The sequence below is a fragment of the Autumnicola musiva genome (genome assembly GCF_031846585.1).
Taxonomy (GTDB): domain Bacteria; phylum Bacteroidota; class Bacteroidia; order Flavobacteriales; family Flavobacteriaceae; genus Autumnicola; species Autumnicola musiva.
In genome coordinates, this window is sequence record NZ_JAVRHK010000007.1 from 136,712 (window position 1) to 160,046 (window position 23,335).

The 23,335-nt window shown below is 39.7% G+C and carries 21 protein-coding genes and 1 tRNA gene; 6 read left to right on the top strand and 16 right to left on the bottom strand.

The window, feature by feature from the left end:
- Positions 1–27 precede the first annotated feature (27 nt).
- The gene (locus RM539_RS11205; RefSeq protein ID WP_311503488.1) at positions 28–876 is read left to right on the top strand and encodes a glycosyltransferase family 2 protein; all 849 of its coding nucleotides are present in this window, start codon (positions 28–30) and stop codon (positions 874–876) included.
- On the opposite strand, the gene pafA is transcribed toward RM539_RS11205, so the two are convergent.
- Entirely contained in the window at positions 868–2,505 is a 1,638-nt protein-coding gene (gene pafA, locus RM539_RS11210) for an alkaline phosphatase PafA (protein WP_311503489.1), read from the bottom strand. The genes RM539_RS11205 and pafA overlap by 9 nt on opposite strands.
- A 111-nt stretch (positions 2,506–2,616) precedes the next feature.
- Here pafA and RM539_RS11215 point away from each other — a divergent pair, with 111 nt between their 5' ends.
- Both RM539_RS11215 and RM539_RS11220 read left to right on the top strand, forming a co-directional pair.
- Positions 2,617–3,354: an MlaE family ABC transporter permease gene (locus tag RM539_RS11215; protein WP_311503490.1), complete on the top strand. Its 738-nt coding sequence runs from the start codon at positions 2,617–2,619 to the stop codon at positions 3,352–3,354.
- A gap of 1 nt (position 3,355) precedes the next feature.
- Positions 3,356–4,123 (top strand): ABC transporter ATP-binding protein, encoded by a 768-nt coding sequence (locus RM539_RS11220; RefSeq protein WP_311503491.1) that lies wholly within the window; start codon positions 3,356–3,358, stop codon positions 4,121–4,123.
- A gap of 5 nt (positions 4,124–4,128) precedes the next feature.
- On the opposite strand, the gene RM539_RS11225 is transcribed toward RM539_RS11220, so the two are convergent.
- The 9 genes from RM539_RS11225 to porV all read right to left on the bottom strand — a co-directional run bounded on the left by RM539_RS11225 (position 4,129) and on the right by porV (position 13,645).
- Positions 4,129–5,559 carry a DUF389 domain-containing protein gene (locus tag RM539_RS11225; protein ID WP_311503492.1) on the bottom strand — a complete coding sequence of 477 codons (1,431 nt, stop codon included), beginning with the start codon at positions 5,557–5,559 and terminating at the stop codon, positions 4,129–4,131.
- Between the two features lie 8 nt (positions 5,560–5,567).
- Positions 5,568–6,647 (bottom strand): mannose-1-phosphate guanylyltransferase, encoded by a 1,080-nt coding sequence (locus tag RM539_RS11230; RefSeq protein WP_311503493.1) that lies wholly within the window; start codon positions 6,645–6,647, stop codon positions 5,568–5,570.
- 12 nt (positions 6,648–6,659) lie between these two features.
- Positions 6,660–7,259: a SprT-like domain-containing protein gene (locus tag RM539_RS11235; RefSeq protein WP_311503494.1), complete on the bottom strand. Its 600-nt coding sequence runs from the start codon at positions 7,257–7,259 to the stop codon at positions 6,660–6,662.
- 5 nt (positions 7,260–7,264) lie between these two features.
- Positions 7,265–7,945 carry an SDR family NAD(P)-dependent oxidoreductase gene (locus RM539_RS11240; protein WP_311503495.1) on the bottom strand — a complete coding sequence of 227 codons (681 nt, stop codon included), beginning with the start codon at positions 7,943–7,945 and terminating at the stop codon, positions 7,265–7,267.
- A 64-nt stretch (positions 7,946–8,009) separates the two neighbouring features.
- Positions 8,010–9,002 carry a M20/M25/M40 family metallo-hydrolase gene (locus tag RM539_RS11245; RefSeq protein ID WP_311503496.1) on the bottom strand — a complete coding sequence of 331 codons (993 nt, stop codon included), beginning with the start codon at positions 9,000–9,002 and terminating at the stop codon, positions 8,010–8,012.
- 124 nt (positions 9,003–9,126) lie between these two features.
- Positions 9,127–10,812 carry a pyruvate dehydrogenase complex dihydrolipoamide acetyltransferase gene (locus RM539_RS11250; protein WP_311503497.1) on the bottom strand — a complete coding sequence of 562 codons (1,686 nt, stop codon included), beginning with the start codon at positions 10,810–10,812 and terminating at the stop codon, positions 9,127–9,129.
- 3 nt (positions 10,813–10,815) lie between these two features.
- Positions 10,816–11,817, bottom strand: a complete 1,002-nt coding sequence (pdhA, locus tag RM539_RS11255) for a pyruvate dehydrogenase (acetyl-transferring) E1 component subunit alpha (RefSeq protein ID WP_311503498.1) — start codon at positions 11,815–11,817, stop codon at positions 10,816–10,818.
- 108 nt (positions 11,818–11,925) lie between these two features.
- A complete protein-coding gene (locus RM539_RS11260) occupies positions 11,926–12,408 on the bottom strand; it encodes a cytidine deaminase (RefSeq protein WP_311503499.1) in 483 nt (160 codons plus the stop codon).
- Positions 12,409–12,493: 85 nt separating this feature from the next.
- A complete protein-coding gene (gene porV / locus RM539_RS11265) occupies positions 12,494–13,645 on the bottom strand; it encodes a type IX secretion system outer membrane channel protein PorV (RefSeq protein WP_311503500.1) in 1,152 nt (383 codons plus the stop codon).
- 220 nt (positions 13,646–13,865) lie between these two features.
- Between porV and RM539_RS11270 the strand changes: the two genes are divergently transcribed.
- The 3 genes from RM539_RS11270 to RM539_RS11280 all read left to right on the top strand — a co-directional run bounded on the left by RM539_RS11270 (position 13,866) and on the right by RM539_RS11280 (position 17,105).
- Positions 13,866–14,000, top strand: a complete 135-nt coding sequence (locus RM539_RS11270) for a hypothetical protein (RefSeq protein WP_311503501.1) — start codon at positions 13,866–13,868, stop codon at positions 13,998–14,000.
- Between the two features lie 73 nt (positions 14,001–14,073).
- Positions 14,074–15,756, top strand: coding sequence for a gliding motility lipoprotein GldJ (gene gldJ, locus RM539_RS11275; RefSeq protein WP_432264625.1), 1,683 nt, complete (start codon positions 14,074–14,076; stop codon positions 15,754–15,756).
- Between the two features lie 62 nt (positions 15,757–15,818).
- Positions 15,819–17,105 carry a UDP-N-acetylmuramoyl-tripeptide--D-alanyl-D-alanine ligase gene (locus RM539_RS11280; RefSeq protein ID WP_311503502.1) on the top strand — a complete coding sequence of 429 codons (1,287 nt, stop codon included), beginning with the start codon at positions 15,819–15,821 and terminating at the stop codon, positions 17,103–17,105.
- Positions 17,106–17,238: 133 nt separating this feature from the next.
- On the opposite strand, the gene RM539_RS11285 is transcribed toward RM539_RS11280, so the two are convergent.
- The 6 genes from RM539_RS11285 to RM539_RS11310 all read right to left on the bottom strand — a co-directional run bounded on the left by RM539_RS11285 (position 17,239) and on the right by RM539_RS11310 (position 23,257).
- Positions 17,239–18,333, bottom strand: coding sequence for an ion channel (locus RM539_RS11285; RefSeq protein ID WP_311503503.1), 1,095 nt, complete (start codon positions 18,331–18,333; stop codon positions 17,239–17,241).
- A gap of 178 nt (positions 18,334–18,511) precedes the next feature.
- The gene (locus RM539_RS11290; RefSeq protein WP_311503504.1) at positions 18,512–18,859 is read right to left on the bottom strand and encodes a hypothetical protein; all 348 of its coding nucleotides are present in this window, start codon (positions 18,857–18,859) and stop codon (positions 18,512–18,514) included.
- Between the two features lie 137 nt (positions 18,860–18,996).
- Positions 18,997–19,074, bottom strand: a tRNA-Val gene (locus RM539_RS11295).
- Between the two features lie 285 nt (positions 19,075–19,359).
- Complete coding sequence (locus RM539_RS11300; RefSeq protein WP_311503505.1) at positions 19,360–20,496, bottom strand: DUF4625 domain-containing protein; 1,137 nt, start codon at positions 20,494–20,496, stop codon at positions 19,360–19,362.
- A 41-nt stretch (positions 20,497–20,537) separates the two neighbouring features.
- A complete protein-coding gene (locus RM539_RS11305) occupies positions 20,538–20,876 on the bottom strand; it encodes a hypothetical protein (RefSeq protein WP_311503506.1) in 339 nt (112 codons plus the stop codon).
- On the bottom strand, positions 20,873–23,257 hold the full coding sequence (locus RM539_RS11310; RefSeq protein ID WP_311503507.1) for a TonB-dependent receptor: 2,385 nt from the start codon (positions 23,255–23,257) through the stop codon (positions 20,873–20,875). Before RM539_RS11310 ends, RM539_RS11305 begins: the two co-directional genes overlap by 4 nt.
- Positions 23,258–23,335: the final 78 nt, after the last annotated feature.

Genomic DNA, 23,335 nt, shown 5'->3' on the forward strand with positions numbered 1-23,335 from the left:
TAAATTAGCAGTTGAAAATTCATCTCTGTGAGAATTTATATTGTTATTCCTGCCCATAATGAAGCTGAATTTATTGGCCAGACTTTAGAATCACTGGTACAGCAAAGTAAAATACCGGAAAAAATAGTGGTTGTTGACGATAATTCTACTGACGGTACTACGAAAATTGTAGATTCTTTTATCCGCCGGCATCCGTTTATAAGCCTGATTAAAATCAGTTCTGAGGCTGCTCATCTTCCCGGCAGCAAGGTCATTAATGCTTTTAATAAAGGTTATAAGAAACTGGATGAAAATTACGACCTCATCTGTAAATTTGACGCCGACCTGGTTTTTCCGAAGAATTATCTTGAAAAGGTTGCATCGCATTTCGAGGCTTCAGCTAAAACGGGAATTTGCGGAGGTTTTTGTTCGGTTTATGAAAAGGAAAGCTGGGTTTTGGAAAATTTAACCGGAAAAGACCATTTACGCGGCGCCCTTAAAACTTATCGTAAGGAATGTTTCCTTGAAATTGGCAAATTAAAGTCCGCTATGGGTTGGGACACGGTAGATGAGTTACTTGCGCAGTATCATGGCTGGGAAGTAAAAACAGATAAAAGCCTGTTGGTAAAGCACCTGAAACCTACAGGCAAAAATTACAATAAATCATCTAAATTCAAGCAGGGAGAAGCATTTTACCGCTTGCATTATGGATTGTTGCTCACTGCAATAGCTTCAGCGAAGATGACGCTTAAAAAGAAAAATCTTCAGTTTTTTCTTGATTCACTAGGCGGGTATTTTAAAGCAAAAAAAGAAAAGCAGCCTTTTCTCGTTTCCGAAGAAGAAGGCTGCTTTATAAGGAATTTACGATGGAAAAATATCCGTAAAAAATTATTTTAATTTCTGGTCCAGCATAATATATAAAGGATGCCCTGTTGCCGCATTCGGGAAAGCAATACCCAGTAGTGCGGAAATAGTTGGTGCAACATCTGTAATTTCAGAACGCTGGGTAGTGCTGCCGTGTGGAATTCCTTTTCCGAAGAAAAGAAGCGGCGCATGGGTATCGTAAGTGTAGCCGCTGCCATGGGTGGAACCTCTGGCATAACCGCTGCCGGGATTTAATACAAAAACCACATCTCCACTCCGTTTCTGATTAAACCCATTCTGAATTAAAGCTCCAATGCCGGTAGTAAGTCCACCGTTTTCCAGCTGTGTCCTGGTAAAAACTTTATCAACCTGCTCCTGCTGAAGGATGTAATGAGCAATTCTTTCCTCCAATTCTTCAGAACTAATTTCTGCATTTTTAAGAGCATCATAATTAAAGAAAACCTGGTTATTAGAAATATTCTTAATTAAGTTATTTTGCCCATATTCTTCAGCTACAAAAACGTTCAGCTTATCTGAAAATGATGAAAAATCGAAGTACCCTGCAGGAATCTTTACAGATTCCAGGTAACCTGATACCTCACCCCCACCGTGATCGGCAGTAAGAAAAACGGTGTATTCTCCATCACCCACATTAGAATCCAGATATTCAAGCAGTTGCGCAAGGTTCCTGTCCAACCTCAAATAAGTGTCTTCAATCTCTTTTGAATTCACCCCAAAGTTATGCCCCACCTTATCGGTACTGGAAAAACTCACATCCAGAAAGTCGGTATCCTCATCCTGCCCAAGTTGCTCGGCTTCTATAGCCATAAGGGTAAAATCCAGCGTAAGATCGTTGCCATATGGAGTTTGCGGAATAATATCATAATTGCCATTCTGGTTTTTTAATTCTGCCAAATTATATGGAAAAGAAGCTGTTTCCTGCCCATTAAAACCACCTTCAAAATTGTTTACATCTATTCCACTTTCCCGGTAAGATTCTATGTTCTCCAGGGTATTCCATGTTTTAAAATATTCCTCTGCCGCGTTAGAATTATTAAAATCTTCAACCCACTGCGGCAATTCTTCCATGTAATAGGAACTGGTAATAAATTTGCCTTCATCACCGCCATGATACCAGTAAGCAGCATTGGCGGTATGACCGGCCGGCAAAATAGAACCCCTGTCTTTTATGGAAATTCCTATGGTTTTACCCCTCATTTGTGTATGAAGGCGGTTTTGATCTGAAACTGTGGTGACTTTCATACGTTGCGGAGACATTTTGCCTGCGGAAGAGCTGGTACCAACAGGTTTCACCGAAGAATCTCCGGCGCAATAAACTTCCTCTTCGGCAAATTTATCATACCAGCTGTTACTAATGATCCCGTGGTTCATGGGGCTGGTGCCGGTATGTACCGAGGCATGACCAGGGCCGGTATACGTAGGCACATAATTAAAATGATTATTTTTAAAATTATAGCCCTCGTTAATCATTCTTTTAAAGCCTCCTTCGCCAAACCTGCCCCAAAACCGGGTAAGATAGTCATACCTCATCTGGTCTACTACAATTCCAACCACCAGTTTTGGTTTTTCATTTTTTACTTCCTGGGATTTGACGGGCGAAAGAAAAATCAATGCCAGGAACAAAAAAAGTATACGTTTCATATTAGGATTTTTAAGAACACAAAGTTAAAGGTTACTACGGCAAAAACTTTAATTCTACGTTAATAAGTTTGGCCGCTCTTTTTTGTATTTTAGCTTTACAAAAATTGTTGAATGAGTTATCTGCATTCCATTGGCGAGTATATTATAATGATTAAAGGGGTCTTTGGAAGAATGACCAAGCGCTCTGTATTAAAAGAACTAATTTTTAAGGAAATTGATGAGCTTATTATTGGTTCTTTGGGAATAGTGGCTTTTCTCTCCTTCTTTATTGGAGGAGTTGTAGCACTTCAAACCGCTTTGAACCTTAATAACCCGCTTATCCCCAAATCCCTTGTAGCCTACGCAGCAAGACAATCTATAATCCTGGAATTTTCCCCTACCTTTATTTCTATAATTATGGCAGGGAAAGTAGGTTCTTTTATTACTTCCAGTATAGGATCTATGAGGGTGACCGAACAAATAGATGCTCTGGAAGTAATGGGAGTGAATTCCCTGAACTACCTCATTTTCCCTAAAATTGTTGCAATGCTTACTTATCCCTTTGTAATTGCAATATCAATGTTTTTGGGAATTACGGGAGCTTATGCAGCGGCAGTTTTTGGAGGTTTTCTTAGCCCTGAAGATTTTATAGGAGGATTACAGGACGATTTTATTGGCTTTCATATATTTTATGCATTTTTCAAAACATTCCTTTTTGCCATGATCCTGGCAACAGTTCCTGCCTATCATGGTTATTACATGACTGGGGGATCGCTTGAGGTGGGAAAAGCCAGTACCACCTCTTTTGTATGGACCAGTGTGGTAATTATTGTTACCAACTATATAGTAACCCAATTATTACTTAGCTAACATGATAGAAGTTAAAGACCTACATAAGAGTTTTGCTGAACAGGATGTGCTTAAAGGTATTGACTTTGTTTTTGAAAACGGAAAGACAAACCTTATAATAGGACAATCCGGTTCCGGAAAAAGTGTATTGCTGAAGTCCATGTTGGGTATATTTACTCCGGAAAAAGGAATAATAGAATATGATGGAAAGGCTTATTCCGATTTTAGTCCTGAACAAAAAAGAGAATTGCGAAAAGATATAGGAATGTTATTTCAGGGAGGGGCACTTTTTGATTCCATGACCGTTGAAGAAAATGTTATGTTCCCCCTAAGAATGTTTAAAAAAGGAAGGAAGAAAAATCATCTTGACCGTGTTCACGAAGTACTTGAAAGGGTTAACCTGGGTACAGAAAGTCGTAATAAATATCCAGCCGAGATAAGTGGGGGAATGCAAAAAAGGGTAGCCATTGCAAGAGCTATTGTAAATAAACCAAGATATTTATTTTGTGATGAGCCTAACTCCGGCCTCGATCCTAAAACCGCTACTATTATAGATAATCTTATTCATGAACTAACCGTGGAATATGATATCACTACCGTTGTAATTACCCATGATATGAATTCGGTACTCGAAATAGGTGAAAATATAGCCTTTTTAAAAGAGGGCGTTCTTGCCTGGAAAGGGGATAAAAGCCAGATCTTTAAAACAGATGACGAAACGGTAACCGATTTTGTTTATTCTTCAGATTTATTCAAGAAAGTCAGGCAGGCACAGCTTCAGGGATTGTAATTACGCTAATCAACCGTCTTTACCGCCAAAGTATCAAGTTTCAACCTTAATTTAAGCCATGCCGCGATCCGTTCTTTTTCAGCGGTTTTTTGCGAGCGGGATAAATCCTGGGCCCAGCTTACGGTAAAAGTGGGAATAGTATCAATCTTATTGAAATTTGTGGATATAAGGTTAGAATATCCTATTTCTTCAACCCCTTCATAGTTGATCTTAATTTCCTCACTCAACTCTCTAAAAGCAAAGGAATTTCCTTCAATTCTGGCAAGTTCCTTCTCCAGCAAAGCTATTCTTGCATCCTTATCTTCAATAGCCTGCCTGTTTTTTTCATAAAGATCTTCCAGTATACCTGTTCTTACCTGCGAAGAAAGTAGATCTATATCGCCGGTCTGATCTTTTCCCTGGTGTACCGTTAACTGAGTTTCCTTCAGGGCTTCCACATCTCTCATGCGGCCCCTCCATGTTTCAATAGTTCCTCCCGGAACGCGTTCACCAATTAGGAAAACATCCAGGGTTTTATTTTCATAGTCTTCAACCACCTTAAGGGTCTCCGTACCCTGATATCGTATCTCATCCTGTACAAACTGCCTTACCCTGGAAGTAAAAAGTTGTTCATCCAAAAGCTGAAAAAAAAGATATATACTGGGTACCATCACTAAAATTGCAACAACCGAAGCTACCTGCGCAATAAATTTTCTTCGCTTACTATTTGCGTAACGAACTAATGGAAAACCAAGCAATTTAGCTACAACAAACGTAGAAAGCGCAATAAAAACAGCATTAATTGAAAAAAGGTAAAATGCACCCCCGGCAAATGACCAGTTTCCTACGGCAAGTCCATATCCCACTGTACATAAAGGAGGCATAAGGGCCGTTGCTATAGCAACACCAAGGATTACACTTGCAATAGTTCCTTTTTTAGTTTTCCCTATTATTAATGCCAGTCCGCCAAAAATTGCCACCAGCACATCCAGGATTGTCGGGGCCGTTCGTGCCAGCAGCTCAGGATTTTCTTCCTTCACGGGAGAAACAAAAAAGTATACATAGGCCGTAAGTACACTAAGCCCAACCATTACTCCTAAATTAATAAATGACCTTCTGAGTGTTTCCACATCGTTTATTGCTATGGACATACCCACACCAACAATAGGCCCCATTAAAGGAGAAATAAGCATTGCGCCTATAACCACTGCAGTGCTCCCCACATTTAAACCTATGGAAGCCACGAAAATTGAAAAAATAAGAATCCAGGCATTGTGGCCTTTAAACGATATATCCCGTTTTACCGCCTCCATAGTAGACTCACGGTCGGTATCCTGCCTTATATCTAACAATTCTGAAAAAAAAGACCTTGAGTTTTTCATCAGATCCCTGGCATTTGCCGAGAGATTATTGTCTTCAGCATCGGGCGGGACTGAAGTATTTTTATTTTCTGCCATTCAGTTAATTAACCTAGTTTATCTCCAAATTTCTTCATCACTTTTTCCCTTATCTCCTTGATACCCTGCTCGTTTTTTTTGGGCATTACAACTAGCACAAGATCATTTTCAAGAACGATGTAATCTTTAAGTCCTTCTATTATCACTACTTTATTTTTTTCTGTTCTTATGATATTTCCTTCTGCTTCAAAGGAAAGGAAACGGGAATTAATTACCGTATTCTCATTTATATCCTGGGGCAATTGTTCCTGCAAAGAACCCCAGGTACCTAAATCGTTCCACTTAAAACTGGCAGGAATCATAAAAACATTTTCCGCTTTTTCTATTATGCCGTAATCAATAGAAATCTTATGCGCCTTGTGGTAATTTTCATCAATAAAATCCTGTTCTTTTTCGGTATTCCATACAGGGTTCCCCTTCGCAAAAAGGTGATACATCTCCGGCAGTAATTTTTCAAAATTCTGAAGAATAACATTGGCGCTCCATATAAATATCCCTGCATTCCATACATAATTCCCTTCTGCAAGAAAGGATTCTGCTTTTTTAAAATCAGGCTTTTCAGTAAAAGCTTTCACCGGCATTAGCCTGCTATTCGGGGGGTTATCATACTTTATATAACCGTAGCCGGTATTGGGAAAAGTAGGATTAATTCCCAGGGTAATAAGTTTTTCGCTATTGGCCGCCGCTTCAAAAGCAAATTCCAAATCTTTAGTGAACTGTTGCTCCCCCTGGATCCAATGATCACTGGGAGCCACCATCATAACAGCATCTTTATTTTTCTGATTTATCTTCATGGCTGCCAGTAAAACACTTGGAGCGGTATTTCGCATTACCGGCTCCAGTACAATCTGCTCCTGTTTTACCCCTGGCAATTGCTCTTTTACCACTTCATTGTAATTCTTATTGGTAAGAATGTAGATGTTTTCCCTTGGTATAATTGAGGCAAGCCTTCTAAAAGTAGTCTGTACCAGCGTTTCCCCTGCTCCAAGCACGTCCTGAAACTGTTTGGGACATGTTGCAGTACTTACAGGCCAAAATCGGGAACCTACCCCTCCGGCCATTAGTATTGCGTAATAATTATTATTCATTCTTCTCCAGATTTAATTCTTTATAAGTTCAACCTCTGCATTGGGCTGGAACAAATATATCTTTCCGGTAGCCATTTCCAAACATTCATAGCGTTTAACCCTCTTCTCCCCTCTTCTAAACACCTTTCCATTGTATATTCTGAAAACTGCTCCAAAAGGCACCTCAAAAATATAGTTTTTATCATTCTGCGGATCAAAACTTTTAAGGGCCACTGATAATCTGGCATCGGTATCACTACTGGCTTTTGGATTCCTGAAATGACTCGCGATTAATGGTAATAATTTATGCGGAAAGATTTCCGGCCTTATGAAAGGCAACATTAAATTTCTGAAAGCAATTTTCCATTCATCCCCGTGCGGTTTAATATTTCTTCCGAATTTTTCAAATGCCAGTAAATGCGCAATTTCATGCACCAGGGTAATCAGGAATCGGTATTTGTTAAGGTTTGCATTAATGGTAATTTGTTGTGCCCCATCAGGCATTCTCCTGTAGTCCCCATGCCGCGTCCTTCTTTCATTAACAATCTTAAGATGTACATTATTATTTTTAATGAGTAAAAAGGCCGGCTCCAGCGCATGACTTGGCAAATATTTCTCAAGAATGTGCTTCATTCAAATCAGGGAGTACTGCTGGAAACCTGTAAGAGTTTTCCATTATAAAATTTATTACCGGTTAAACTGAAATTTACTATGTAGGCCGCCATTTCTTCTGCGGAAAGAGGGGCTTTAAGGCCGGGAAATGCCTCTTCCAGCATTTCGGTTTGTACAGCTCCTAATGCCAGGACATTAAAAGATGGCCCCGCTTCTTTATATTCCTCCGCCAGTAACTCGGTTAGAGTGATTACCGCTGCTTTGCTGGAACTATAGGCCGATAATCCCGGAAATTTAACACTGCCCTGAACGCCGCCCATAGTACTAATATTTACCACATGGCCTTCTTTTCTCATATACGGCAGTATATTCCGGATTAATTCAACAACGCCCATCAAGTTGGTTTTATAAACCGAGTCAAAATCTTCTGAAGTTAATTCTGCAAAAGGTTTATTAATGAGTTTACCAGCGTTATTTATAAGAATATCTACGCTTTCCCATTGCGAAGAAACAAAATCAGAAACCTTTGCAAGGTCTTGTTTTTTGCCAATATCACAGGAAATAGCGGTTACATTTTCAAGTTTCATTTTCTCCACCGGCTCTTCATTTCGCGAAAGGGCCAGAACACGGTGTCCGGCTTTGGCAAAAATAGAAACCATTTCATAACCTATACCCCTGCTGGTTCCGGTGATTATAATATTTTTCATAGAAATTATTTTACAAGTAAAGACTTCCGAAGATTACATCAAAAACGAAGAAATATCTTAATCTCTATTCATTCAATTTAATTTCTTTTTCTGAAGTGTTCGCCATTTTAGAAATTGCCGGTACAATAGCTTCAATTAAAGTGGTCATATGTTCAAAATTCATCTTACCGGCTTCATCTTCTACATGATGATAATATTCATAATTGGTAAAATCGAAGGTACTAATGGTTTGTGCAGGCACACCGAATTGTTCAAAAAACGGATAATTGTCGCTTCTTTTAAAAAGATTATATTCCTGAGCCTGTGGTAAAAACCCCAGTACATCCTCGCCGGCATATTCATTAAATTTTTCAGCAAAATTAGAGTTTTCGTAACCGGTGAGGTAGGCCATATATTCTTTGTCTTGCATTGGCACGCCTATCATTTCCAAATTTACCACTGCGTATAAATCAAGATTTTCCTGCTTTAGTACTTCAGCTAAATGTGCCGATCCTGTCAGTCCTAATTCCTCTCCTGAAAACAATGCGAAAATAATGCTTCTATCATTATCTTTTATATTAGCCAATTCTTCAGCCAGTTCCATCACTGCCACGGTTCCAGCCGCATTATCATTAGCTCCGTTGGCTATAGAATCGCCTTCCACGGCTTCCTGTATCCCAATATGGTCATAATGTGCACCAATAATAATAAATTCATCTTTTAATTGCGCATTGTTCCCTTCCAGAAGACCGACAATATTAAAGGCTTTTTTACCCTGAATTTCAAAGTCATCCCTGTAATCTTCAAAATATGGTGCAACTCCATTCTCCCTAAAATATTCTTCAATATATGTAGCTGCCTTTTCTATACCTTCAGTTCCCGTAGCTCTTCCCCGCAGTTCATCTGAAGCAAGATACTCCAGACTCTCTCTTATATCGGAAACAGAAATTTCAGGTTCTGAGACAGCATTTTCTTCAGAAGCAATTACAGCACCGGAAGATTTATCTTGTGCAGAATTACAACCGATTATTAACAAAAATGAAGCTATGGCTCCTATTCTATAAAAGGGGATTTTCATTTTCAGAAAAATTAAAGAAGATTTCAAAACGACCAAAATGGCCATACAAATTCGTTGACACTAAAGATAAAAAAATCCCACGCTATAGTGGGATTTTTGTAATAAATATTGGTTAATACAGCATCTATGCAAGCATAGTTACCGGATTTTCCATATAGGTTTTAAGTGTTTGCAGGAATGAAGCTCCCGTAGCACCATCTACTGTCCTGTGATCGCATGCCAGAGTAAGTTTCATTGTATGTCCCACCACTATTTCACCGTTTTTAACAACCGGCTTCTCCACTATGGTTCCTACGGAAAGAATAGCGGAATTTGGCTGATTGATGATACTGGTAAATTCAACGATACCGAACATTCCAAGGTTAGAAACAGTGAATGTACTGCCTTCCATTTCCTTAGGCTGTAATTTTTTATTCTTGGCTTTACCTGCAAGATCTTTCACATTTCCATTAATCTGCGTCATAGACATCTGGTCAGCAAACTTCAACACCGGTACCACAAGGCCTTCTTCCACGGCAACAGCTACTCCCATGTGGATGTGCTTTGCCATTTTCATGGATTCACCCGTCCACTGACTATTCACCTGAGGATGCTTTCTAAGCGCCATGGCACTCGCCTTGATCACCATATCATTGAAGGACACCTTCACATCAGGCATTTCGTTAATCTGCTTACGGGACGCCATGGCGTTATCCATATTTACTTCAATGGTAAGATAATAATGAGGGGCATTAAATTTGGATTCTGCCAGCCTCTTCGCAATTGTCTTACGCATTTGCGAATTTTTAACCTCTTCAAAACTTTCCTCTCCCGCAGGAACGTATGGTTGTACAGAGGCACGTTTTTCTTCACTGCCTGCAGTTTGTTGAGCGGCAGGTTTTTCAGAAGGTTTAAAGGACTCTATATCTTTCTTGACAATCCTGCCGTTTTCTCCGGAACCATCTACGTTTGCAAGATCAATTCCCTTTTCTTCAGCCATTTTCTTAGCCAGGGGAGAAGCAAAAATGCGTCCTGTGTCTTTGGATTCTGAAGTGGTAGCACTTTTTTCTTCAGTTGCAGCAATTTCCTTTTGCTTTTCTTCGTCCTGATCTTCTTTTTTCTCTTTTTTAGCTGAAGATTTTTTCGGGGCTCCATCAGCACTAATTCCGGAAACATCAGTTCCTTCCGGGCCAATAATTGCCAGAAGGCTATCCACTTTCGCCGATTCACCCTCCTGAATTCCAATCTTTAGCAAAGTACCCTCATAGAAGGATTCAAACTCCATAGTGGCCTTATCGGTTTCTATTTCAGCAAGAATATCTCCTTCTTCAACCTTATCGCCTTCCTGTTTAAGCCAGCTCGCCACGGTTCCTTCTTCCATAGTATCGCTAAGACGTGGCATATTAATAATCTCAACACCTTCAGGAATTTCCCCGTCACCTGTTTCTTCGTTTTCTTCTTCAGAAGTATCCTGTGATTCTTCCTTTTCCTCAGATTTATCCTTTTTATCTTCAGATTCATCTTCAGAAGATTTTTCTTCTTTTTCTCCTGAAGAAGAATCTCCTCCTTCAATAAGAGAAGAAATATCTTCTCCTTCTTCACCTATTATGGCCAACAAAGTATCAACAGGAGCAGAATCACCTTCTTCAATCCCAATATGAAGCAGCGTCCCATCGTAGAAGGATTCAAACTCCATAGTTGCCTTATCAGTCTCAATTTCGGCAAGAATATCTCCTTCTTCAACCTTATCACCTTTTTTCTTTAGCCATTTTGCCACAACACCTTCTTCCATTGTGTCGCTTAGGCGTGGCATATTAATTACTTCAGCCATAATTTAGTCTACTTTATGTGATAAAAACGGATAATCTTTTTGTTCGTATACCACGTCATACATGATACTTTTCTCAGGGAAGTCAGATTCGTCAGCGAATTTCTCACACTCTGATACTTTATCTTTAACGCGTTTATCAATTTCTTTAATTTCTTTATCAGAAGCGTATTTTTTCTCCTTGATAACATCCCGCACCTTAGTAATAGGATCCAGCTTCTGATATTCGGCAACCTCGTCTTTAGTACGATATTTCTGGGCATCACTCATGGAATGTCCACGGTAACGATATGTCTTCATTTCCAGAAAAGTTGGACCTTCTCCTTTTCTTGCACGGGAAATAGCCTCATCCAGGGCTTCAGCCACTTTAACAGGATCCATTGCATCTACAGGACCGCAAGGCATTTCATAACCATTCCCTAACTTCCAGATATCTGTACCTTTTGAAGTACGCGCTACAGAAGTACCCATAGCATAACCATTGTTCTCCACACAAAACACCACCGGAAGATCCATCTTCACCGCCATATTAAGAGTTTCATGAAGCGAGCCCTGCCGGGTAGCCCCATCTCCCAAAAAGCAGAGAGTTACAGCATCTCTTTTAAAATATTTGTCTGCAAAAGCAAGTCCGGCACCAAGAGGAATCTGCCCTCCTACAATTCCGTGTCCACCATAAAAACGGTGTTCTTTAGAGAAAATATGCATAGAACCCCCAAGACCCTGGGAAGTCCCGGTTCCTTTTCCATAAAGTTCTGCCATCACTCTTTTAGGATCCACTCCCATCCCAATAGGCTGAACATGATTTCTGTACGCGGTTATCATACGATCTTTTTCGGTATCCATCGCATGAAGCGCTCCGGCCAAAATAGCCTCCTGCCCGTTATAGAGGTGTAAGAAACCCCTAACTTTTTGCTGAATATAAACCTGCGCAAGTTTGTCTTCAAATTTACGCCAAAAAAACATATCCTCGTACCACTTTAAGTAGGTGGCTTTTGTGATTTTCTTCATATCAAAGTAAAAATTTTAGGCCGGACAGATGGATTTTGCCAAGCGGATAACAAAAATACTATTTTAAGTAAGAATGAAAAACAGTTTTATAGCAAAAATATGAAAACATTACATACAGCTATTATCAAAAATAAAAGGCAGTAAGTCCTGAACAGATTTGGCCCTGGCAACTTTTCCAGCTTCCCCCATAAAATAAAGCTCAATGGGAGCAGCCTGTTTCACCTCATATTCAACCATCGCCTGACGGCAGGCACCACAGGGAGGCACAGGAGATTCTATAAGTCGCTGAAGGGATTTTGCTGAAATAGCCACTTTTTTCATTTCCATCTCGGGATGTTTTGCCCCTGCAAAAAAGAAAGCAGTACGTTCTGCACAAAGACCGGAGGGATATGAAGCATTCTCCTGGTTACTCCCTATTACTGTTTCGCCATTCTCAAGAAGAATTGCCGCCCCAACACTAAATTTTGAATAAGGAGCATAAGCGGTATCGCGAGCCTTAAAAGCTTCCAGCATTAAATCCTGAACATCCCGGGATAATTCTTCAAGAGAATCATAAACTTCCAGGCTGGAAGTAAAAGTCAATGGTTTCATAAAAACTTATTGGAAATACAAGGTAGATGAAACAAAAAAAAGTATCAAACGAAAAGTGGGAATTTTAGTAATTATGTGAAGAGGATTAATTATAGTATTCTTCACCAAAGTTAAAGGTAAGGCCGAATCTAAGTGTACCTTCTAACGGACTTGGGACGTTTGAGGTGGAGAACAGATAAGAAATATCTATATTCACCATTTCATACCTGAAGCCAGCCCCAAAAGAAACGAATCTGCGCGCACCTTTATTCTCATTTTCATTAAAGTAACCTGCTCTAAAAGCAAACACATCCTGATAATTATATTCGGCACCCAAAGCCCAAGTTACTTCCCGGAGTTCCTCCCCAAAACCATCGGGAGCATCTCCAAAAGATTCAAAAATACCTTCAATTGCACCTATATCATTGTATGTTTCTTCATCTTCACTATCCATATCTCCATCGCCATTAAAATCCTGAGGCGTTGGCACAAGCAGTTTATTAAATTCCACGTAAGCTCCCAAACTGTTGTCCTGGTCCAAAAGAAAATCAAAACCTGCCCCTGCTTTAAAGTTAGTAGGAATAAAATTCTCCTGACCGGTATCATCATATTTAATTTTAGGACCGATATTTGAAATATTGGCACCTATTCTCCATTGCCCCGCAAAATTATCCATAAATATTTCTGGACTCTGGTAAAATGCAGCAATATCAACTCCAAAACTACCGGCAGCCCCCCAATCTTCATTATCCTGCAGCCCAAGGTCTGAATGCAGATATCTACCTGCAACTGCCATAGATACAGTTTCGCTTAGTTTTAGGGAATAAGAAAGATCAAAGGTGAATTCCTGAGGATTTACCGGCAAGGGATCTTGTTCAAAACTACTTCTAGTTTCTATTGCCCCGTAACTAAAATAGCGAAAGCTGGAGGCAAATGCACTCCTTTCGTTAAGCTTATAAAAATAATTCAGGCTACCTAAAAAGATATCATTTACAATATTACTTAAGTAAGGAGTATATGCAAAACCAACCCCTTGTTGCCCATCAGCAAAGGCATATTTGGCAGGGTTCCATTGCTGGGAATACACATCCATAGAAGTAGCCACCCCCTGGTCTCCCATACCTGCAGCACGGGCATCTGCCGCGACTTGCAGAATTGGAATAGCCGTGGTGATTACCCTGTTCCTTTCTTCCTGCGCAAAAGACGAAAAGCCTGAAAGCAAGCCAACTCCAAGTAGTACAATTTTAATTTTTTTCATTCCGAACGTTATCTGTAACAAAGATATATTTTAATTCTTTTTAAGAAAGAACCTTCCTACCAAAAATTAAAAGCAGTTTCCTTTAAGGGTTAAAATAAGCTCTTAAATCGATAATCTAATCCTTGGCACCCTCATTTAAACAATAATAACTATTATATGGCTAAAATATTGCATACCGTTATATTACAGCAGGTTGAATTCCGCATTAAAAATTATAGACATGTCAGAAAAAGCCGTAATTTTGCCGTGTCAAAAAATTAAAAATCTGTCTGGATTTTGCAGCTTGCTTACTCCGAAAGAAACAGGTAAGTCTCAAGCGCATCAGGCACTTAAAGAGATTTGGCGACTTTTTTAATATAATGAAATAATCTTGTACATTTCGCGTTAATTACTATATTGCAAAGCCTAAAATTCTATCAAAAGAGACGATGAACATGAGAACCGATATTGCTGTTAGAGCACTATTTACAATAGCCTTTGGGATTGGCCTGATAAGCTGTAACAATTCCAGGGATTATAAAAACACATCCCGCGCCACCGGATGGGACATCAATTCTGAAGACGGTGGTTTCCAGTATAATGATGACTTTAAGGAGCAGGAGACTATGCCGGGACTGGTTTTTATTGAAGGTGGAACCTATACCAAGGGCCGGGTTCAGGATGATCCTATGCACGACTGGAACAACAGCCCAACCCAGCAACATGTGCAATCTTTTTATATGGATGAAACCGAGGTAACCAACAAAATGTACCTTGAATACCTGGAATGGATTAAAAGGGTGTTCCCTCCTTCTGAAGAAAGATACCGCAACATTTATCAGGGTGCAGTTCCCGATACGTTGGTTTGGAGAAATCGTTTAGGATTTAACGAAACAATGGTAAATAACTATTTACGCCACCCTGCCTATGCAGAGTATCCTGTTGTTGGAGTTAGCTGGATCCAGGCAGTGGAATTCAGCAAATGGAGAACCGACAGGGTAAATGAGCTTTTGCTGGAGGAAGAAGGGATTATTGCAGAAGGCGCCAGATATCAGGCAGAACCAGGACAATCTTTTAGTACCGAAGCCTATATTTATTCGCCTACAAATGCGTACGGCGGAAATACAGAACTCAGCCAGGGAGAAGAAATTCAGGACAGGCTGGAAGATACTAATGAGGATGGCAATCCCGTACGTAAAGTATATCCGGGAAGGGAAAGCGGACTTGTTTCTCCTGAATACCGATTACCTACTGAAACTGAATGGGAATATGCCGCACTCGCTCTGGTAGGAATAAGAAATTATAATGTTTACCGTGGTAGAAAAAAATACCCATGGGACGGGCAGTACACCAGAAACGGTGATGTAAAAAGAATGGGAGACCAGTTGGCAAACTTTAAGCAAGGTGACGGGGACTATGGTGGAATTGCAGGATGGAGTGATGATGGTGCCGATATTACCGCTGAAGTTAAATCTTACGAACCTAATGATTTTGGACTGTACGATATGGCCGGAAATGTGGCAGAATGGGTTCTTGATGTTTACCGCCCTATAGTTGATGATGAGTTTAATGACTTCAACTACTACAGGGGTAACGTGTATACCAAAAATGCCATTAATGATGACGGAAGCGTGAAAATACTTGGAGCTGAGGAAATTCAGTACGACACCCTAAGCAACGGAAAACTTGTAGCCAGAAACCTTCCGGGAGAAATTGCACAGACACCGGTAACAGGAGAAGATACTTATATGAGGACTAATTACACGGAAAGTGACCAGAGGGATTTCCGTGATGGGGACAAGAGTTCTACGAGGTATTATCAACCTTTTCAGGATGCTACCGAGCCATCCAAAAGAATGTACAACTCACCAACCTATAACAATGTAGAATATAGTGACAGTACAGGTACAATTGCAGAAAGAGGCTACGATTCGGAAAAAAGGACCACTCTTATCAGCGATGAAGTTCGTGTCTATAAGGGTGGTTCCTGGAGAGACAGAGCATACTGGCTGGATCCTGCACAAAGAAGGTTTTTCCCGCAGGATATGGCTACTGATTACATCGGGTTTAGAAATGCAATGTCCAGAGTAGGCTCAAAATCAAAAGAAGCTAATAAAACAGCCCGAAATTAACAATTTTGGTTAAATAACTTTTAAAGCCCTATTTTTAAGGGCTTTTTTTATAGTTTTATTTTATGAACACAGCACAAATACATCAGCGTTTCCTGTTAAGCTCGGGAGCTTTTACAGACACACGGAATATCAAGGAAAACGGAATTTATTTCGCCTTGCGGGGAATAAATTTCAACGGTAACAATTTTGCCCGTGAAGCTATTGAAAAAGGAGCCAGATATGCTGTGGTAGATGAGGAAATTTATGCCACCAATCCGGAACATTTCATAGTAGTAAAGGATGTTTTAAAGGCGCTGCAGGATTTAGCTGCTTTTCATCGTAAATATTTAAATTTAACTATTATTGCCATTACAGGCAGCAATGGTAAAACCACAACCAAAGAACTCACTAATAAAGTCTTATCTAAAAAATATAGAACCGTAGCCACAAATGGCAACCTCAATAATCACATTGGTGTGCCCCTTACCCTGCTTTCTATGGATGAGGAAACTGAAATTGGCATTGTGGAAATGGGAGCCAATCATTTTAAAGAAATTGCCCGGTTAGCACAAATTGCAATGCCTGATTACGGATATATTACTAACTTCGGAAAGGCACACCTGGAAGGTTTTGGAAATATAGAAGGAGTTATTCAGGCAAAAAGTGAACTTTACGACCACCTCAAAAAGAATATGAGGCTTATTTTCCTAAATGCTGATGACCCGGTACAACGTGAGCATTTTAATTATAAACATACTTTTTCTTTCGGAACAGCTGAAGATTCCAGGGTGCAGTTTACTTATTCTGGAAACCAGTCCTACGCAAGTGTGAATTTTAACGATACAGATTTCAAAAGCAAAATTACCGGAAAACATAATGCCATTAATATAGCTGCGGCAGTATGCATGGGGTTATATTTCAAGGTGCCTTTTAATGAAATAAAAAATGCAATTGAAGAATATTCACCTGCAAATAACCGATCTCAAATCACAAAAAAAGGTAGTAACACTATTTTTATGGATGCCTATAATGCAAACCCTACCAGTATGCATGCAGCCATAAGTAATTTTCAGGAATTGGAAACCACAGAGCCAAAAATTGTTATTTTAGGAGATATGCTGGAAGTAGGTTCTTCAGCAGACACAGAACACCAGGTAATTGTAAACCAGCTTGAGAACGATGATTTTACAGAATGCTACCTGGTAGGAGAACATTTTAACCGCACTCAAACCAACAGGAGCACCATTATTAAATTTAAAAGCGTTGAAAAACTAAAAGAACATTTACAGGAGACAAAATTTGATAATTGTCATATTCTGATTAAGGGCTCCAGAAAACTTGCACTGGAGAATTTACTGGAAGCTATCTAAAAATAAACCTATACCGATACAATATTTTAGATTCCTGAGAATGGTGGCGTACCACTTCAATTTTCATAATCAATGGGCCGTAAGTTTATATTTAATTTGAAGACTCCGCTTTTAACCTTTTCAGATTTTACAACTAACGCTTTTTCTTTTCTGGAATGTACCTGTCAAGTTCCTGTTGCCATAACGTAGAGTTAATCACCTGCAATACAGTACGATTTAAAGATTCTCTAAGAGAGTCTTGTTGCGAAAGACCAAAAGCATAATAATGCGGATTTACATTAACCGGTTGCACCCTTAATCCAAGATCTGGATCATTATTTATGGTGTACCTCATTACTGGCAGACTATGTAGTACAGCATCTGCATCCTGATTTTTCACAATCTTTAAAGCTTCTGAAATGTTTGATGATGCTTTAAAAGGTATCCTTTCATGTTGCAGGTAATTTGCTGCGGAAGAGCCTTCAACCGCAACCATTTTCATACTCCTCAAGTCCCCCGGTATACTAATTTTCCCGCTGGAATTTCCCATAACAGCAGAAACCAAAGAAGCAGTAAGAACTGCCGTTACAGCCATTGCCACCAGCATCCAGATAAGAGCAACAGCCCTGCCCCAAAAGGTCACCGGAGATTTATCCCCATAACCAATTGTAGTCATGGTCACACCAGCCCACCAAAAACCGGAACCTATCCCTCTTGCAATAGAACGCTCCCCTCCAAAGTTATCCTCGTTGCTTTTTCGCTCAATAAAATATATAATGGTACCCACAATTAACAGCAAAACAGAAAGCATCCCTGTTATATACCAGAAGCGCTGGTTAAAAAACGCCTTTAAAATTGATGTTAATTGCATAGATTGTGCTGCCGCTATACCTAACTCTGCTTTATGATATATATGCGTGAAATCTATTTTTTCCTCGGCAGCCACAGTTACATCCTGAAGCAGCACTATATCAGCCTTTTGTTGTATTAAAACGCTTACTGCAGAATCATTTGCAATTTCCTTTAGCTTATAGTTCAAATCCATCCTGTCGGCCACTGCACGCCATAGTCTGATGCTGATTCCGTCCCAATTCCCATTATCATCAGAAATCATATAAGGAGGCTGAGAAAAAACTCCTACAACTAATTGATTCCCATTTGGTTGTGGAATGCTGTCGGATTGAGCATAACTACCTGAAGAGAAAATAAAAGTAAGAAACACCCCTAGAAAAACAAGAGATTTCTGCATAATACTGAATTTTAAACGGCATCCTGGACCGCTGGAATTAGAAGTAATTTTATCTCTAAAATAAAAAAATCTTCAGCAAAAGAAATTTTAGCAGCCCTTTTCCTAAAGAAAGCAATTCTGCAGTTTTAATTGATACAACTAATCAGCCTAAATGGAATCCTACATAATATCCCAAGATTCACTGAGAAAGTTGATGAGCCTGTATTATTAAGCTTTTAATCTGATCAGGGATTTGACCCGAACTATCATTTTTCATTTTTTCAATATCAAGATCATTCCTAACCAGGTACTGGTGTTTTCTTTCGCTGTTTGCCAGGATGGTTACTATCGCAACATTATTTATCTTAGACATCTTCGTAGCAATGCCTTCAGCTAAAACTTCAATATCAATATTAAAATTATGGATGTTCTCTTCAACTTTATCTTTCGAATGAGTTAAACACAGGCCATTCATTACCTCAGCATCTATTCTAAAACCAAGTTTTTCACCATTTTCAGTTTCTAATTCAATTGTTGGATTTTCCATTTTGAAAGTGATTTAAGTTTGAAGGAACAATGATAACTGAAAATTATTGATTTTTAAGTTGTAATTTATAAGTACAATCAATAATCCCATAAAAAAATAAAACCCCGGAAAAGTAAATTCCGGGGTTTAAGATGTAGTGGTGAGTGATACTGGATTCGAACCAGTGACCCCTACCCTGTCAAGGTAATGCTCTGAACCAACTGAGCTAATCACTCTTAAAGCGGCAAATATAGTAAAAAGTAGTTTTTATTTGGAAAAAACAACACATTAACAAGAACCTACCTGCTCCAATTAAAAGGTAAGTTATCATATTATCCGGTGGTCACCAAAACAGCTTTTCCCATTGAACTTATACTATAAATGCTTTCATAGAATTGTACCGTTACCCTTTCCGGAGATTTAAATCCTTTCACAGAAGCACAGAATCGAATGGTTAAGATAAATAAAAAAGGGTGCCTTCCAGACACCCTTTTTTATTTATCTTATATTAATTCTCTTCTTTATTCCACCACATTAAAATGGGCACTTTCTGAATGTGTATTCCCATCATGATCTATCACCTCCAGAGATAAATGATATTCCCCGGCAGCGGCATCAGCAGAAATATCAATATGCTCATTAAAATCGATCTCTGTTTCGTCAGAATAAGCGAAGGTATCTTCATAGCTCCAGCCATTTTCTTCATCTTCTTCTGAATGAATATGAAGGTGGATTTCTTCCACTCCATGTTCTGAAGCTATTCCGGCTTCAATATGTAACTCCTCACCTGCAGTAACTTCCTCATCAATATGAAAATCAGAAATTGCTATACTGGATTCAGTTCCTTCTTCAGTTACATGAAAATGAACCCCTTCAGCATGCGTATTTCCTTCAGTATCCACAACGGTAATTGACATATGGTATTCCCCAAGTGCTGCATTTGCCGGCACATCAATATGCTCATGGAGTTCGGCGGTACTTCCACTGTAAGAATCAAAAACTTCCTCAAAAGTCCATGCAGTTTCTCCTTCTGCAGGCTCCAGATCGTGACCATGAATACTTACTGAAACCGAAGCTATTCCATGCTCTGCTGTTAGCTGAGCTCCCACGTGCAAATCTGATCCACGATTAACATCAGAGCTTTCAATATTGGTTATAGTAAGCCCATGATCTTCACCGGTATGGTCTTCGCCTACAATAAATTCAACATAAACCTGGTTTTGATTCCCCTCAACATCTATAACGGTAATCCCAAGGTGGTAAGGCCCTTCTGCAATATCAGCAGGAATTTCTATGTGCTCGTGAGCATTATATGTTCTCGGGTTTCCTTCTATTTCAAAGGTTTGGCTCATAGACCATGGAGACAGCTCAGAAGCCTGTTTTGAAACTACTCCCGGCGAAGTGCTTAAAAGACCGGAATGGGTATGCCCATCAAAATTGTTATGAATATCTACTTTGTAAGATGACAGTGCATCATTATCTGAGAAATCCACATCAAAATGCAGCTCCCCACCAGCCTCAAAACTTTCTCCTTCGGTTGGCTCGTTTACAGTTATTTGAGGCTTCTCATTGTCCAGCATCGCATCGTCATCACTACTACAGGAGAATAAGGAAATTGCCAAAAATAAACTTAAACTAAATATTATTTGCTTTTTCATATTATTGAATATTAAAATGTAATGTGTAACTATTGTATTATTTAAACCTTGCAATCAGGATTAACAGGTGGCCCCCTTAGGTAATAGGTGATTGTATCACCAGGGTAAAGGCTAATTCTATACTCTAAAATTTCAGGTTTTTTGGATACAAGGGGAACAGGCGTTTTTTCTTTTGATGCAAAAAACAACCAGCCTTTATATTCCCCAGGCAAATAATGTTGACAAAGATGACCTGTTGTGAGCTCTCCAAATTGGTAACCCTGCACTTTATCCAGCCCGGGATGCTCCACAAAAACCATGTGGTAAGTCTGAAACAATGGTGCAGACAGAAAAAAGCTGATAAGAAACCGGCTAATATATGTTATTGCGTACCTGCTCATAATCTTGTATTACCAAAGGGAATTTTAATGTTCAATTGAATATTCCTCCCAGGTTCAGGAATTTGCAGGCGGCGATAAAAGCTGGTATGGTTAAAAAACCTTGTATTCAAAAGATTATCTACACGAAGGTTAACAGCAGCCTCAAATGAACCCAGCTGAAATTCGCCATGCCAGCCTAAACCCAATATTTGGTACCCAGGCGTAGTATCTTCGCCCTGGGCAATCCTATCCTGATTCATTACCAGCCTTGTGTTTACAGTAACTTCGGAATTTGATATAAAAACTTTATCATTAAGAACACTGTATCCTGCTTCAATAAACAGATTATTTGCAGGAGTAAACGGCAGAGGAAAGTTTCTTGAAGCGCTTGAAGTTAACTGCTGGTTATATAAATATTCTCCAGCCACATTCAGCCTGAAGTGTGAGGCAAAAGTTTTCTCCAGCTGCAATTCTATTCCGCTAAGCAAAGCTTCTGATGCTGTATATTGATATAACTGCCCGGAATGGGGTAGCAATGAAAATATTCCGGTAGGTTTCAGAAATATATAATTGGTGAAATAATAGGCGTAAGGGCTTATTGTCACATTCCAGGTCTCCTTTGCATAAGAGATACTAAGATCGGCCATAATTCCCTTTTCCGGTTCCAGGCCAGGCTCACCTCTTTCATGCCTGAAAGAACCATGATGTATACCATTGGCACCTAATTCTATAGCCGTGGGCAGGCGAAAAGCTGTACCAATATTTGCCCTTCCCTGCCAGTACTCATTAAAATGATGAGAATAGCCCAATCTAAGGTTAAAACTTGAAAAGTCTCTTTCTAAATTCCGGCTGCGTTGCGCATAATTTGATGCCGTATTTTGATTTTGTCCGTTTTCAATTAAATATTCGAAAAGCTTCGGATCATAAAACCCACTCATCTCAAAATTCCCATAATCAAACCTAAGCCCAAGGCTCCATAAATCTGAAGAAGAAGGCTGATATTCATGAATTGCAAAAAGCCCGTAATTTCCTGAGCTGTACTCCGGCAGTAAAAAATTGAAGCCTTTTATTCTGTTATCTTTCCATTGCAGGTCAATACCAAGCTGTGTTTTATGCTGCTGCCCGAAAGCCCGGTGATAGGTACTTTTAATGCTGTAGGTTTTTAAGCTAAAATCCAGCTCCAGATTAGGATCTACCTCAGGTGGTTCCTGGCCTGCGTAATGAGTATGGAACAAGCTCCATTCCTGCCGGTGATTGTCCTGGTAAGAAAGGCCCAGCTCCAGTCTCCCTTCTTCCAGAAAGAAAGTGGAATTACTTAAAACTTTGAAATGGGCAACCCTTTGAAAAGGCAAATCAATATTCCGGGGATCCCCATCCCGCTGTACCCGTGCTATATCCGGCACACCATGGGAGCCGGGAAAAAATCCTGATTTTTGGTAAACACGGCTAACCGTAAGACTGGAATTAAAGTTCTTTGTTATAAACCCTAATTGTGAAGACCAGTCTACTTCTTTGCCTGCTGTATTCTTCAGGCTATGGTCAAAAACCGGAATATTAAAATTTAGATAGGAGATTTGATCGGTGGGTAAATTATAATCTCCATAGCTAATGCCCGTAAATTTCCCCTTGGCAAACCAATGCTCATCTTTAAAAGTCAATCTTGCGGAAGTTCCCAGGCTGTTGTTCACACTCTGGCCAACTCCATAGATGCTCCCGCTAAGACCTTCTTGCACCGGCACCCTGTTGTTATTAATTTGAACAACGCCTCCAAGGGCATCACTGCCATATGCTATGGCACCAACACCTTTAATTATTTCAAGATCTTCCACCTGCAGGGCATCTATTTCCAATCCGTGATCTGCCCCCCACTGCTGGCCTTCCTGCTTTATTCCATTTTCAGCTACAGCCACACGATTTAAACCCAATCCGCGAATGATAGGTTTAGATGCCCCCGCACCAATCTGCATGGCATTAAAGCCGGGCAATTTTTCCAGGCTTGAGGCCAGCGATCCTTTAAACTCCTGTTCCAGGTACTCCCGCTCTACCCTTAGCTTTTGCTGCGTACTTTGTTGATGTTGTCTTCCTTTAACCAGCACTTCCCCAAGGTCATCAACAGAGGCTTTCAGTACAAAATTCACTTGTCTGTCTCTGGCTATGCTTATTACAGTATCCTGTTCCTGGTAACCTAACGTAGTTACCTTTATATTGTAATCCCCTGTTTCTAAGGTTGTGCTGTATCTCCCGGCACCTGAGGTCCAGATATAATTTTCGTTTATAGCGATGTAAGCACCTTCCAAAGGTTCTCCTTTTTCCGAAGTCACAGTACCTGATAACTGATGATTTTGACTGTAGCTAGAAAAGAAAAGCAGGGAAAAGACCGTGCTTATCCAAAATATTTTCATGATGTATGCGTGTGAATAATTTAAAACGATACCACATCAGGTTCATCTTTTAAAAATGAAACTATGAGTATTTAGAAA